This window comes from Paenibacillus sp. FSL H8-0034, from assembly GCF_038000305.1.
Taxonomy (GTDB): domain Bacteria; phylum Bacillota; class Bacilli; order Paenibacillales; family NBRC-103111; genus Paenibacillus_S.
Window position 1 is genome coordinate 2,150,712 of record NZ_JBBOBS010000001.1, and the last position, 14,046, is coordinate 2,164,757.

The window sequence follows — 14,046 nt, forward strand, 5'->3', positions numbered from 1 at the left end:
GTAAAGATATTTTTGCAGAACAAGCGAACAGGCTTGTTCTTTTTTTACTTCAGGTTATCATATTGAGTTGTTACGGGGGATGAAATGGCAATGCTACCGTAAGCACGTCAAAAGGACACTCGCTCGAACTGATGAAAAATTAGTTAGATCTTCTCTCTGAAAATGAGCACACTCTCGCTGCTCTATTGATATTATAACTACTGAGGCATTCATTTGAGCACGAATCTGTAGCTTGTTCTGGATATCTTGAAAGGGGGATGGATAAGGAACAAAAACTGAGTTTTAGCATAAAATTACATGATCCTATAGTTTTCATCTGGAAAAAAGGTGGTAATTGCGATATGCAGGATGAGTTAATCACAGTGGAAAGAACATTAAAAGAAAACTTGATTTACAATATACATGATGTAGATTCCCTGCTGCAACTTGGTGAGATATACAACTCCAGTGGTCGACAACAATTAGCCAAACTCTGTTTTTCAAAGATTCTTAATATTTCCAATGATATATATGTAAGAGAAAAGACGAGAGCACTTTTATTTAAATCCGAGCATGATATTCAAACCAATCCAAACAAGGTTCAAGCTGCTCCTGTGTTTTTGGATTTGCTTATCAAAGAGCTGCTCGATCATTCAGTGAATGACTATTACTACAATATTGATATTGGTCTTTATGAGGAGCTTACCTCTATACCGATTTCTAATGATCTCAGTGTGGTTAACACAGAAAACGAGAAAAAGGAAATTCTTAATTACCTACAAGGAATTATTGAACTGTTTGACCATCTTGAAGATCAATCCTCTCGGGATTTGTTGTTGACGATTTTGGCATTCAGAATACTAGGCAATAAGAAAGTAAAGCTACCTCTAAATACAAATGAATATTGGGCTCAGAGGCAATCCCTCCAAAATCTTATTGACGGTAATGAGACAATGAAGACGAAATTTCATGGATGGAACCTGCCCCTTTTTAACTTGGGAACAGTAGGATATGACCTTCAACTATTCTGCATTTCAGTTGGACTAAGCGCTACTTTTATGGATCGGCAGTATGAATACGAGAAGATTGCACCCGTAATTAAAGCAAGTGAAGCCGATGTTGTTATCGATGCGGGAGGATGTTTTGGGGATACTGCACTATACTTTGCTCATGAAGTTGGTGAAAATGGGCATGTGTATACAGTAGAATTCATACCAAGTAATTTAGAGATTATGACCAAAAATCTAGACCTGAATGAAAAGCTTAAACAGCGCATTACCATTGTGGAGCGCCCTCTGTGGGATGTATCAAATGAATTACTTTATTACATGGACCAGGGACCCGCGAGTTCTGTTTCATTCACCAAGTCGGACTATTTTAATGAAGAAACATTAACGATTTCGATAGATGATTTGGTCAAAGAAAAGAATATTCCTAAAATTGATTTTATTAAGATGGATATAGAGTGCGCTGAATTGAATGCGTTGAAAGGCGCAATGCAAACCATTCAAACTTTTCGTCCTAAACTTGCCATTGCAATCTATCATCAGATTAAAGATTTTGCTAACGTGGTAAGCTTTATTGCAGCACTAAATCTAGGATATAAATTCTATTTAGGTCACTATACGATGCATGCCCAGGAAACGATTCTTTTTGCAGTCCCACAGTAAAGGAGTCAATTAAGAGTTTATGGGTAAATGTCAAATAGCCCCACCTTGCGAATTCAAAGCACATGTCAAAAAGAGGCAGTGCTCCGTAACGTTGAACTGTGATCCTATTTGTGGACACTTAAAATAAAGAGTCCAAATTAAGCTGTTAGAAGGTGGTTCCTGTATTCATCAGGAATCACTTTTTTTAATGTCCATTGATATGTACTTTGATTATAAACGCACAAAGACCCGAAAGGGTCGCTTTTTTCAAAGTGTCCATCTTTCGGGTCAACGGATCTACGCAACTGTAGTCCCTTTCTATGAAACGCTTGGTTTCGCGGGTCCTTCATTCGTTCCAGCAATTTCATCCGTGGTTACATCCGTTGTTGAATCAGACTGTTCATCTGTTCTTGATCCATGCTCATTGTCTATAATTAAGCCCATAGCTTTGAGCTTAGTTGAGACAACTACTTTGGAAGCATATAGTGATCTGATTTTATCGGTACCGTTCTTCCCAATCGATAACCCTTCATCGTAATGATCCTTAATCCACCGCAGATGATCGACCAAGCTTCTATTCTCGGTGATTTCCAAATAATCAATGCCGCTTTGCAGCACAAAACGATCCTGACGGTGATTGTTCGAGACCAAAATACACCCGGTCGACATGGCATCGCCCGCCGTCGTAGTCGGAAAACCGTCTAATGCACCCCAGTCCGCTTTGCTGCAGCTGATAAATACGTGGGCTTGCTGATAGATCTGTGCGGCCTGCTCAGGGTCTAACAGATCATGAAAGGTATAGTTATGGTTGGTTAACAAGTGCAAATAATCGTGCCAATTGCCGACAATATGAAGGTGGAAGGAATCATCGAGCTGGTTGAACGCTTCCGCCATTTGATGGAAATTTTTACGTAAGCCCAAATGCGCCGAAAATAATAAATTTAACGGTGGAGTCTGCGGCTTCGGCTTTAGGCTATAAATCTCGGTATTGATCATACCCGGAACATAGATACTGGTAGGGTAGTGAGTGCGCACTTCTTGAATGTTCGTAAAAATAGTGGAGTAGAACTTATCCAATAGGCACAACTCAAGTGGGGTGTACGGCGACAATCCGCCACCCGGGTAAATCGTTGTATGAAGCTTTATATTACGTGCGTAAATCAACGGCAGAATGTTTAATTCAGGGCGTGATTCGAGAATCGTAACACCGTTCGATAGTCGGGTATTGCCGATTAAGCTGACAGCCATATTTAAGAAAACACAATAAATATCCGTAATTTTTTCTGAAACAATCATTGGAATAAGCTGTGAAATATGGTGAACAGGTGTCGGAAAATCACTTGATACAACATTACCCATGGGATCTGAATACGGATTTGTGGCAAAAAATAACGTATCCGGTCGCTGGTGATAAATTTCGTAATTTTCCCAATATCGAAATCCGCTCTGCTTCCATGGAAAATGAGAATCGACTACTGCCAGCCTTCGTCCAGGTGTTGGAATTGCCACTCAAGCATCATTCCTTTTTTGAGATATGGTTGCCTCCGTGCCATATTGGTAAGCTTAACTTATATATATGAGTAGGAGTGGTAAATGGTACTCAAGAAGATTCAAGGAATAAATCAGACTTTCTTTCGATGATGATGTTGATGACCATTCGGAACCTTCCCCTATTTTATATTACCTGCAAGCTGTGGAAATTGGGATAAGTCGTGCAACCCAAAAAATGACCGCCATATGGCGGTCATTCGGGTTATACAGATTACTCAGTTACACGCTGCCGTTCGGATCAAAATCGACGAAAAATTCACCCGGAAGAATAGGAAGCTTATGCTTCAATTTCAAACGGCCCGTACCATCGTCCAACACAACTGTCATATGTGCATTGGATAAGCGTACTTCGATTTCGAATGCATCGTGTACAAATGAAGTTGCCGTTAATCGGAAATGGACCGCGCCATTGGCTCCGACGGTTGCGAGTACTTCGTCAACCAAAATCTTGGGGCTGAGACCATTCGATGTGTTCCACAGTAAAGCACGGAATGTTTGAATAGCTTCCGTTCTGTTATCGATATTCACACGGATATGGTTGCCCACATGCAATCTATTAGAAATAGAACCGGTGGAGTATACAGTAACTGCCATAGTAATTCACCTCCTCCCGCTTTACATATAATAGTAAATGCAGCGAGAGGGGGACTTGTTCGGGCATTACTCCGAGGGTATTCCTACATTTTCAAGCAGCTAGACTAATCCGAGACCTCGTAGACGTTCTTTAATCATTTGGCCTACTACTTGCGGCGAATACTCGTTGCGGATGGTCTGTTGACCATTAGCCGCTATCGAATGTCGCCATTCGGGATTGTTGACAAGACTATGCATGAGCTGTGCTGCATGGTGCACATCCGGTTCTGCCCAGGTCTGATAGGCTTTATAAGGTCCCCAATCCTGGCCTACCTGTACAAGCTGATAATTAACGGGACAGGAGTTGGTCGGGTTCATAAAGTCCGTATTACCAGACCAGTTCGTCGCAACGACCGGTTTTCCCAAATACATCGCTTCAGCAAGACCCAGTCCGAAGCCTTCCGAACGGTGCAGGGAAACGAAGCAATCTGTACATTGAAGCAAGGAATTGACCTCTACACGGGATAGAATACGATCGATGATATAGATATTGCTGTGTCCACTGACGAGCTCTCGCAGTCCTTCCAGGTCCGAGGGCTGGAAGCTCATATTATTGATTTTCAAGACAAGGCCGACATTCGGATTATTCATTTCAAAAGCGAGCTTGAATGCTTCAATGACAGCTTGAGGGTTCTTTCTCGCTGTATGGCTCTGCACGTCATACATCATATAAAAGAGGAACTGGTTGCTCGGAAGTCCAAACGTGTCTCGGTTAATGTCCGGCGAAACCTCGACTTCGATTCCATGTGGAATACGGACAACAGGTACCGGAGATTTTTTGGATACGGATTCGTGTACGAAGCTGGTCGGTACCCAAACCTCATTGACCAGATCAAATCCTGGCAAGTTTTCGTCCGGGAAGTCGGGCAGCTCCCAATGCCAAAATCCGATATTGTAGCGACCTTGAAAAAGTTCTTGACCAAAATGCATTTGTGCATGCAGCAGGGAATCGCCATTCATATGAAGGATATTTGTATTGTAGGCTGGATGCTGCGTTTCTTTATGAGCCCAGGTCGTATCATCCATACGGCTTGCAACATTTAAGGGGAAGTCAAGGATGCCAAAAGGGACATCCGTTGTTTGAATCGCCCGAGCCGCCAGACGCGCAGATTCTCCAAGGCCAATTTCAGCACGGATAAAACCGATCAAGTTAATGCCGGGTGCATTTCCGGGTCCGACCACGGGAGTAACTTCCGGTGGTGCTGCTTCTACGGCTGCTTGAGGGGGAACAGGTGCACGTTTTTTTCGTCTGGCTTTCAATCTTTTTTTCTTGAATCTTCGGTGTTTTCTGGAAAGCTTCCATTTTCTGCTGCGGAGTCCTTTTTTACGTTTCAATCTGCGTTTAAGCCTGATTTTGCGTCTAACTTTCAGCTTGCCTCTTCGTTTTAACCTTCTTAATTTTAATTTCCCTTTTAACCGGGTTTTGATTCTGTGTTTTTTTCTTCTGAGTCTGAGTTTTCTTTTAAGCTTTTTACCGGAACGATCGGCTGCTGCCAGAGACCTCTTTTTCTTCCTTACTTTAATGGCTAAAGTCATGATTGTCACCCTTTCCGGGGAAGCATTTGTTGGCATTCTTATAGAATACCTGCTTTTCAACGAGGCTTTGTATGCGCAAACCAGCTTGTGGGGCGGATAGAAGGCAGCAGTGGATATGCACTTGACTCCATACTATGCAGGCGTAGTGAACGACTTATAGACCCTTGACCCCTACCCGTAAAAAACGGCGTTTGACTATGGCGAAGGGAAGCAAAGTCTTCTTCAATGTTTGGTTCTGGACGGGCTTTTCGCCCGATTTTACGGCCTATGGAACGAATGCCCTGTTTCACCTGACGGATAGACATAAGATGGAGAAGGAGAAGAGACTACTAGCCTGGAACAGGAGTTGGGAATTCATGAAAAAGCCGCTGCGACAAACTCTTGTCCGAAATGCCTCGAAGCCTAAGGTTTCGATTATCATTCCGGTATTTAATGAGAAAAAAACATTGGCGCGCGTTATCCAACAAGCTTATGCCGTTCATAAGGCTTGCGAGGTTATTGTCGTATGCAATGGCTCCAAGGATGGGACGAAGCAGTTGGCCAGAAGACTGGGTGCAATCGTAATCGAGTTCAAGGAGCAGCTGGGACATGATGTTGGCAGAAGCATCGGGGCGAAGGTGGCTAAGGGTGATGTGCTCCTGTTTCTGGATGGGGATATGGTCATTTCGGCACGTGAGCTGCGGCCTTTTGTGAAAGCAGTGAGTGATGGAGTCGATGTGGCACTGAACAGCTACTCCGGGCTGACAAATCGAAAAGAGATCCATCAGGTTGTGGCTGCCAAGCATGCGTTAAATGCAATATTAGGCAGAGCTGACTTGAAAGGGGCTTCGATGACGACGATACCCCATGCCATCAGCAAGAGGGCTCTGCATGTGATTGAAGCTGAGAATCTGGCGGTGCCACCTAAATCACAGGCGATCGCCCAGGCGACCAAGCTTCGTATGGAGGCTGTTCATTATATTAACGTATTGAAGCTGAATCCACTGCGTCGTAAAAGTCGAAAGCTGGATCCCGTTGGCGATCTAATAGTAGGTGATCATCTGGAGGCCATTTATTGGCTGACACTACAGCACGGGGAACGGTATGGTAAAACAGATATGGGCAGAAAGAGAGAGCTGGTGAGGTGATAAATATGAAGCTTCGCAAAAGCAAGGGTATTTTTGCTGAAAGCAGCATGAAGCGAAAAGCTGTCTCGAGCCGGAATGGCCGGTTAAGACGTCCAATGGGAACGCTCCGGCCGAGGAGGAAAAAAAACTCATTAAGATTTGCGCTGCGGTCATCGCCTCGTACTCCTGTTAATTGGAAAGCATGGGGCGAACAAGCAGGTCGGGAAGATGCGCTGCATAATCCAAAGCCTGAGGACGGCAATCAGAAAAAATTGTTAAATGACCTATGGGTGACGAGAATCAAGCAGCAACCATTTAACGATAGAGCCTGGAAGCATTATTGGGAAGCAGTCAAAGGCTATCTTATTGGTTACAGCCTTGTATCAGGTATTAATGTTAGAGACTGGATGCTGCTCCCAACCGAGCGTACAGTGAGCGTTGTGATCTCCGTAATGAATGAGGAAGCAACGGTAATGAACGTGCTGCATCAGCTTCAACGGATGCCTTTGGAGGAAATCATAGTCGTCGTGAACGGCTCTGGTGATTCGACCTTCCAGAAGGTTCGAAAAGGATCAAATGCGACAGTTGTCCATTACCCCGAGCCTTTGGGCTATGATGTGGGTCGGGCTGTTGGGTCAAAGCTTACAGGTGCTGATATTGTTGTGTATGTGGATGGCGATATGACCGTTGCTGCTGAACAATTGATTCCGTTTATAGCTGCTATTGATCGGGGTGCGGACGTGGCACTGAATCACATCTCGCCATACCTGAGGACATACGCGCATTGGGATGGGGTAAGTAAGGTGAAAAAGCTGATCAATGTATCGCTTTGTCGATCTGATCTCGGTGCCGATTCGCTAACAGCTGTGCCTCATGCCTTATCACGCAAAGCTCTCGATACGATTGGCGTAGAGCAGCTGATGGTGCCGCCTAAAGCCCAGGCGCTGGCACTTGCCAAAGGACTGGTTGTAACCGCTCCTTGGAGTGTAGATGTGATTACAACAAACAGAGTTAATCAACATAATGTAGGAGCACATAATTCTGTGTCCGATATGATTATCGGGGATCATATTGAAGCGCTCCATGCCGTACAGAAGCTGGGCGGGGCAAGGCTGTCCTTTACCGATCTCATTCGAAAAAGATCTTATCTGGCTTAGGGAAGGAGGCTCACAAGAATGAAGATGACGAGTATGATTATTCCTAGTAGAAATGGACTTCCTTTACTGCAGCGATGTATTCAGTCCATCCAGAAATATACCGATACCCCCTACGAAATTATTGTGGTCGACGGCGGTTCCACGGATGGCTCCGTCGAGTACTGCCGCCAGCAGCAGGTACGCTTCATTTCTACTCCGTCCAGTCGTGGATTTACGAGATCATACAATCTGGGACTGCATCTGGGCAGTGGAGATGCGCTGCTGCTGCTGAACAACGATGTTGTGGCTTCTCCCCGTTGGCTCTCCAACCTGTTGAACTGTCTTTACAGCAGTGAGGAAATCGGGATTGCTGGCCCTGTAACCCGTCCTACAAGCAGTAAGCAAATAGCGGATATGCCAGTTAACCCCCTTAAGCAATCGACCGAAATGATCAACTTACCCGATTCACGGAAATGGAAGTCAGTTGAAAGGCTGGATGGATTTTGCTTTTTAATCAAAAGAGAGCTTGTAGAGCGCATTGGCTTTCTCGACGAACAGTTTCCACCAGGTTACTTTGAGGATGATTTCTGCTACAGGGCGCGTTTGAGTGGTTATCGCTTACTGATGGCCGGGGATACGTTTGTATTTGATCCGGGTAGTGCCAGTCATGCCAGTCATCATAAAGAAGACAACCGGCAGGTCCAAAATCCGGCTAACCCAAACGACCATAAATTTGTGCAAAAGTGGGGTGTTGATCCCCGAAGCTTCGTGAGAATCGAAGGGGGCGATACAGCTTGAAAACAAAGCGAAGTATACGTAAAGTAGCGCCCAAATCAAAATTGAAGCCCGGAAAGAAAACCCGATGGAAAATCAGGCGGAAGATCCAATCGATCACTTCATACAAACCTATAACCAATGGTTATGAAAAAGGTCGACGGGATGGTTACACACATGGAACCCAATACGGATTTCATCTGGGAGGCTGCGAGGCAGTTATGGGTAAGGGAGCCCCGGAACCGGAGGCTCATTGGGATGTACACATTTTTTATGTGAAGGAAGGGTTTGTTTCCCTTGATGATGGGATTATTGCAGCCCTCCAAAAATTAGTCAGGGTGGTCACCCCACTTCATGAGGGAGAGGATGCTGCTTCGATGGCAGTACAGCTTCGCCCTGATCTGGTTATCGTCTTAAACGGTACCCGATTCCCTTCTGCACAGGTTGACGCTTTGCGGGCGCAGGGGATTCGAACGGTCGTATGGACGGTGGATGATCCGTATCATTCAGACATTAGTGCTGTACTTGCCCCGCATTATGACATCGTGTTTACACATGAGATGAATTGTGTTGCCTGGTATAAGGAGCTTGGCTGTGCGCAGGTTCATTACCTTCCGCTTGCTGCAGCGATGCACTTGTATGCACCGAAGAAAGTAGAGATGTCCTATCATACCGATCTTTGTTTTATAGCCAATGGGTTTTGGAATCGTATCGCGTTTATTGAACAGGTAGCTCCCTTTTTGGCTCAGAAAAAGACGATGATCGCTGGCTGGTGGTGGGACCGTCTGGGAAATTACGAGCTGCTTAGGAGTAAAATCAAACCGAACATCAATTGGATGCCTCCTGAGGAAACAGCGAGCTTTTATAACGGAGCCAAGATCGTCATCAATCTGCACCGTTCGGATCAAGACCCCGCTAACTTTAATAGCAGAGGCATTATTGGACATTCAATCAATCCTCGTACGTACGAAATATGTGCAAGCGGTGCTTTTCAGCTAACGGATTCACGAACGGATTTGCCGCAGCTTTACGTACCCGGACGAGAGATTGCAACCTATGAGTCGCCGCAGGATTTTATTGAAAAAGCCAGCTATTATCTGGAGCATGATGAAGAGCGGGAGGCTATAGCGTTTCGTGGGCTGCGCCGCACGATGGAGCAGCATACTTACAACAAAAGGCTGCTGACGATGCTGCAGCTATTATTCCCATAATAGCGGAAAGGGGGGAAACGATGAGGGCTGCGGGAAAAAGCAAACATTCATGGAGAACACGAAGGAGACTAGGCTCAGGAATTTCGAGGACTTCAAGGAGCTTCAGAAGTTCAAGGATACGAAGAGGTTCAAAGATCACGAAGGCTTCAAGGATTGTTAAGAAGCCTATAGAGAGAATGATGACCGCAGGCTTTCGCCAGGGCTGGAATACAGCCTATCCGCTTGGCCTATCCGAAGGGTATCATTTGGGAAGCTGTGAGACGGTTATACGCAGCAGTCAGCGTAAGGAACCTCTGCCAACCAGACAGTGGCGGCTAATGTTTGTCGTTTCCGGGCAGGGAGATCCTTATGCAACGATAGAACGCGGACTGCTGCTTAGCTTGCATGAGCTTGTCGCTGAGCTGCGGGTAGCTACGCCTTTTGATGATGTGGCCTTAATAGCTCAGACTATGAAGCCTGACCTCGTGCTCGTGTTTAATGGTATGGATTATGTATCCGCCGAGACCATTCAACTGCTTCGACAACAAGGCCATCGCACGGCTGTCTGGTTCACGGATGATCCTTACTACGCCGATCTATCCGGAGCGATTGCTCTGAACTACGATATTGTGTTTACGCAGGAGCTGAGCTGTGTTGAATGGTATCGCGGTCTTGGATGTCCAAACGTCCACTTTATTCCTTTGGCGGTATCCACACATATATACAAGCCTCAGCGAGTTGCTTCCGAGTTCCATAATGATATCTGTTTTTTGGGAAGCGGCTATCGCAATCGCATCACCTTATTTGATGCGATCGCTCCGCTGCTGGCATCGAAAAAAACGTTAATTGCCGGCAGGTGGTGGGAACGGCTGGAGCACTATTCGCTGCTGCAGCCGTTTATTCGTGGAGATGCCGCTTGGCTGACAAGTGAGGATACAGTCAATTGCTATGCGGGTGCCAAGATCGTTATTAACTGTCATCGTGCTTTTGATGATGATGAGATCAATGCCAATCAGCGAAGGATCCCGGCAATCTCACCCAATCCGCGTACGTTTGAAATTGGCGCTGTAGGAGCCCTTCAACTGGTTGATGCCAGAGGAGGACTGGAGAGATTTTATACACCGGGTGTGGAGATCGAGACGTTTGCTTCCCCGGAGGAGCTGGCCCATAAAATCGAGTATTACTTGCAGAATGAGCAGCAGCGCAGACGAATAGCGTTGAACGGACTGGCACGCACCGTGCGGGAGCACACGTACAGCTCACGGCTTCAAGAGCTGCTGCATGCTGCCTTTCTGTCATGAACAGCTGCACACAATGTGACGATGATGAGGTGTTGAAACGATGAAAATAAAGGTAAAACGAAAGGTTGGCAAGCAGCCTGCAGGTGGTAAAACATCTGCGTATGGCAAGCAGCTCCGAGGCACGCATAAGTCGACATTCAAGCTGAAGAGGAAGCCTGGTGGAAAACGCAGTAAAGATTTAAATAAAACAGGGAGAAGAACCCTGAACAGAGGAAAAGCGGATAATACCAAACGGTTCCGTCCGTCCATAGTCAATCAGATGCTGGATGAATCGCATTCCAAGGGCTACCAGTCCGGATATCAGGATGGCCAGTCCAAGAACTCCAACAGCCTGATCCACGAACGGATCCACGAGCAGAGCTATAACCAGGGACACCGTGATGGACATAAGGAAGGCTTGTATGCAGGAGGCGACGGCATTGTCGATTCGCTGCTGCCATTCGATGCGATTCTACCTGAAATATCAATCAGGCATATTATTGAAGCAGGGATCGGGCAGCTGCATTCACAATTTTTTATTTTGCAAACTGCTGAGCAAATTACTCATCGTTTACGTCATGCACTGGATACCAAAACTCCCTTTTCCCTTGTGCGCATTGGGGATGGCGAAGTATTGACGATGGCGCAGGAAACCATACTCAGCATTGATCAGGTGAAGGAGGAAGGGAAGTTTCTCAGCTATGCCGGAGTCGATGTCCCGGATTTGGCGGCAAGAGATCAACTCATTAGCTCCTTGAGGCAGGCGACAGTGGTTGGCATTCCGAAGCTCCGCAACTTCACCTATCAGCCCATGGCTTTTCAAGCGCTGCGCGCGCATGGAGTCGACTACCATACCTTGAGCCTGACTCACTCCCTTGTCAATTATTATATTTTTAAAGAAGGACGACTTGCAGGACTGTTAAGGGGAAGTCGGATACTGCTTGTAGGCAATATGGCAGAAACGTTATCTACTGTTCTGACGGAGCAAGGGATGACGGTTAGCGGTATTGTTACTCCGGTACATGGAGTGAGGGATATTCCGCGTGTGATGGCGGAGGTATCCCGTCATGACTTTGATCTTGCACTTATATCTGCAGGGGTGTCAGCAGTCACGATAGCACAGCGAATCGCAACCGAGATGGGCAAGGTCGCTATCGATTTTGGCCATTTGGCAGATGAGCTGGCAACCCGCAAGGAAACCTTGTGCTGAAACAGCAGGCTGTAGGGCCCAGCTATACAACATCATACCAACCGGAAGGAGGTCATACTCCGGATGACCAGGGGACGTAAAAAGGCTATAAGAAAGCGGCAAGCCGTTCTTACGGTAAGGAGAACCAAACGTTCTTCGCGCAAGCGGAAAGCGTCATTGATGAACAGGAAACCGCGACGTAAATTGAAGATGGCCAAGGTATCTGCTCGTTACAGGTTGGGGTATCAATCCGGTTATCAGGCAGGTTATGGTATTGGTTATCCTTCAGGTGTTACTGCAGGTGCAGCTTCTTTTACCGTTATGTTCGAGGGCACAAGTATCATTATCCCGACCTTTAATCAAGGTGAGCTGCTGCGGCAGTGTATCGAAAGCATCGGTCAGTTTACACCTGAGCCTCACGAAATCATTGTAATTGACAACGCCTCAACCGATGGTACAGCAGACTATTTGCGGACGATGACAGGTAAACTTCGTTACCGGATCAATCCGGATAATATCGGCTTCGCCGGTGGAGTGAATCAGGGCATGAAAATGGCCAGAGGGTCCAGGCTGCTGCTGCTCAATAATGATACGGTGGTTACACAGGGCTGGTTGACTAACCTGCATCGCTGTCTTGATAGTGATGAACGATTCGGCCTGGTAGGTCCGATGACGAACTATATTAGCGGAGAGCAGTTGGTTGCCACCTCGTATACATCGTTGGAGGAAATGCACCGTTTTGCTGCAGAATTTAATCGTCCCGAACCGCTTCGCTGGAAAAAAACAGCTCGGATTACCGGCTTTTGTCTACTTTTCCGAAGGGATTTGTTCGAACGGCTTGGTTATTTTGATGAGGGTTTCCTGATCGGGAATTGTGAGGATGATGATTTTTGCCTCAGGGTTCGGCTGCTTGGTTTGGATCTTGTGATCGCAGGCGATTCTTTTATTCATCATGTCGGCAGTGTGAGCATGAAGGCGCTCGGTTCGGAGATGGGAGAGGTATATGGACGCAACCTTGACTATTATGCAAAAAAATGGGGTAGTGTGGACCAGCTCCTATCTGAAATGGAGGGCTTGCCAGCCAATGGAGAACGGAGATCGATGATTCATTACTATCCAGATCATGCCGTTGTGCAGGGAAACCGGGGTACTGTCTATGAGCTGCATGCCGGCGTACGTCGCCCTTTGTCGGGAACGGACAGTTTGCCGGTATCCCCAGCCCGTCTATCGCATGTGGAGCTGAGGGGTTGTATACGCGGAGATGGGATACATGCTGATGAGGTTCGTAATCGTGCTCATGCAACGGCTAATTCAAGCTCAGGTATGCAGGAAGGGACTCTGCTTCAAAAGCGGGATGGACAATTGTTCCTTCATGAGAGCGGGCGGCTGAGAAGGATTGTATCCGAGCTTGCGATATCTGTATGGGGGTTCGATCGCCAAAAGCCGGCAGCTGTGAATGACTCTCAGTTGAGCAGCATGCCGATAGGACTGCCAATTATTGCTCCAATTACGCTGAGATCGGACAATATTTAAGATTTGGGCAGTGGAAATAGTGGCTTTCCTAATTACTCCGGCATAGGCTACAGGAGATACCGTGCGATTGTGAGAAGTCCATTTTTTAAAAAATTGCTCCAAGCAGCTTCTGATGATATCCGATTCTCTTAATTAGCTTTTTAGCGAATAGCGTTAATCAAATGCTAACAAGGTTAGCTTTCCTGTAAAAAGTTCTGCGATAGCTTACGAAGGAAGCACTAAAAGTCCGGTGAATAAGTCTCGCTGCGCGGTCAAATATCCTTCCGATCACTGTTGAAATCGTGAAATTTGGATGAGATTAGCGGTTATTCACGATTTCAAAGGCGTACGCTTACGCTTCTCTAGGATCATTTGGCCGCTGCGCTCATTCTGCACCGGACTTCTAAGTAAATGCTTACGAAGCCAGCTTCCTACGAAAGCTTTAAGTAAATGCTTACGAAGCCAGCTTCCTACGAAAGCTTTAAGTAAATGCTTACGAAGCCAGCTTCCT

Annotated in this window: 11 protein-coding genes; 8 read left to right on the forward strand and 3 right to left on the reverse strand. The window is 46.3% G+C overall.

Annotated features, from left to right (window positions below; genetic code table 11):
* The first annotated feature begins 341 nt into the window (after positions 1 to 341).
* A complete protein-coding gene (locus NST47_RS09785; protein ID WP_341159641.1) occupies positions 342 to 1,649 on the forward strand; it encodes an FkbM family methyltransferase in 1,308 nt (435 codons plus the stop codon).
* A 297-nt stretch (positions 1,650 to 1,946) separates the two neighbouring features.
* Here NST47_RS09785 and NST47_RS09790 read toward each other — a convergent pair whose 3' ends face one another.
* From NST47_RS09790 to NST47_RS09800, 3 genes are all read right to left on the reverse strand, one after another.
* Entirely contained in the window at positions 1,947 to 3,137 is a 1,191-nt protein-coding gene (locus NST47_RS09790) for a glycosyltransferase (RefSeq protein ID WP_341154970.1), read from the reverse strand.
* 261 nt (positions 3,138 to 3,398) lie between these two features.
* A complete protein-coding gene (locus tag NST47_RS09795) occupies positions 3,399 to 3,773 on the reverse strand; it encodes a hypothetical protein (RefSeq protein WP_341154971.1) in 375 nt (124 codons plus the stop codon).
* Between the two features lie 99 nt (positions 3,774 to 3,872).
* Entirely contained in the window at positions 3,873 to 5,348 is a 1,476-nt protein-coding gene (locus NST47_RS09800) for a glycosyltransferase family 4 protein (protein ID WP_341154972.1), read from the reverse strand.
* 356 nt (positions 5,349 to 5,704) lie between these two features.
* Here NST47_RS09800 and NST47_RS09805 point away from each other — a divergent pair, with 356 nt between their 5' ends.
* The 7 genes from NST47_RS09805 (at position 5,705) to NST47_RS09835 (ending at position 13,556) form a co-directional block, all read left to right on the forward strand.
* Positions 5,705 to 6,475, forward strand: a complete 771-nt coding sequence (locus NST47_RS09805) for a glycosyltransferase family 2 protein (RefSeq protein ID WP_341154973.1) — start codon at positions 5,705 to 5,707, stop codon at positions 6,473 to 6,475.
* 5 nt (positions 6,476 to 6,480) lie between these two features.
* Positions 6,481 to 7,611 (forward strand): glycosyltransferase family 2 protein, encoded by a 1,131-nt coding sequence (locus NST47_RS09810; RefSeq protein ID WP_341154974.1) that lies wholly within the window; start codon positions 6,481 to 6,483, stop codon positions 7,609 to 7,611.
* 18 nt (positions 7,612 to 7,629) lie between these two features.
* Positions 7,630 to 8,388, forward strand: coding sequence for a glycosyltransferase family 2 protein (locus tag NST47_RS09815; RefSeq protein WP_341154975.1), 759 nt, complete (start codon positions 7,630 to 7,632; stop codon positions 8,386 to 8,388).
* A complete protein-coding gene (locus tag NST47_RS09820) occupies positions 8,385 to 9,575 on the forward strand; it encodes a CgeB family protein (RefSeq protein ID WP_341154976.1) in 1,191 nt (396 codons plus the stop codon). The genes NST47_RS09815 and NST47_RS09820 overlap by 4 nt, the downstream gene beginning before the upstream one ends.
* Before the next feature lie 176 nt (positions 9,576 to 9,751).
* Complete coding sequence (locus NST47_RS09825; protein WP_341154977.1) at positions 9,752 to 10,855, forward strand: CgeB family protein; 1,104 nt, start codon at positions 9,752 to 9,754, stop codon at positions 10,853 to 10,855.
* Positions 10,856 to 10,895: 40 nt separating this feature from the next.
* A complete protein-coding gene (locus tag NST47_RS09830; protein ID WP_341154978.1) occupies positions 10,896 to 12,044 on the forward strand; it encodes a GT-D fold domain-containing protein in 1,149 nt (382 codons plus the stop codon).
* A 63-nt stretch (positions 12,045 to 12,107) separates the two neighbouring features.
* A complete protein-coding gene (locus tag NST47_RS09835) occupies positions 12,108 to 13,556 on the forward strand; it encodes a glycosyltransferase family 2 protein (RefSeq protein ID WP_341154979.1) in 1,449 nt (482 codons plus the stop codon).
* The last annotated feature ends 490 nt before the right edge of the window (positions 13,557 to 14,046 follow it).

Excerpts from the sequence above, each read along its gene's own strand:
- NST47_RS09785 (WP_341159641.1), top strand. The coding sequence starts at position 342 with ATGCAGGATGAGTTAATCACAGTGGAAAGAACATTAAAAGAAAACTTG.
- NST47_RS09795 (WP_341154971.1), bottom strand. The coding sequence starts at position 3,773 with ATGGCAGTTACTGTATACTCCACCGGTTCTATTTCTAATAGATTGCAT.
- NST47_RS09800 (WP_341154972.1), bottom strand. The coding sequence starts at position 5,348 with ATGACTTTAGCCATTAAAGTAAGGAAGAAAAAGAGGTCTCTGGCAGCA.
- NST47_RS09805 (WP_341154973.1), top strand. The coding sequence starts at position 5,705 with ATGAAAAAGCCGCTGCGACAAACTCTTGTCCGAAATGCCTCGAAGCCT.
- NST47_RS09810 (WP_341154974.1), top strand. The coding sequence starts at position 6,481 with ATGAAGCTTCGCAAAAGCAAGGGTATTTTTGCTGAAAGCAGCATGAAG.
- NST47_RS09815 (WP_341154975.1), top strand. The coding sequence starts at position 7,630 with ATGAAGATGACGAGTATGATTATTCCTAGTAGAAATGGACTTCCTTTA.
- NST47_RS09825 (WP_341154977.1), top strand. The coding sequence starts at position 9,752 with ATGATGACCGCAGGCTTTCGCCAGGGCTGGAATACAGCCTATCCGCTT.
- NST47_RS09830 (WP_341154978.1), top strand. The coding sequence starts at position 10,896 with ATGAAAATAAAGGTAAAACGAAAGGTTGGCAAGCAGCCTGCAGGTGGT.
- NST47_RS09835 (WP_341154979.1), top strand. The coding sequence starts at position 12,108 with ATGACCAGGGGACGTAAAAAGGCTATAAGAAAGCGGCAAGCCGTTCTT.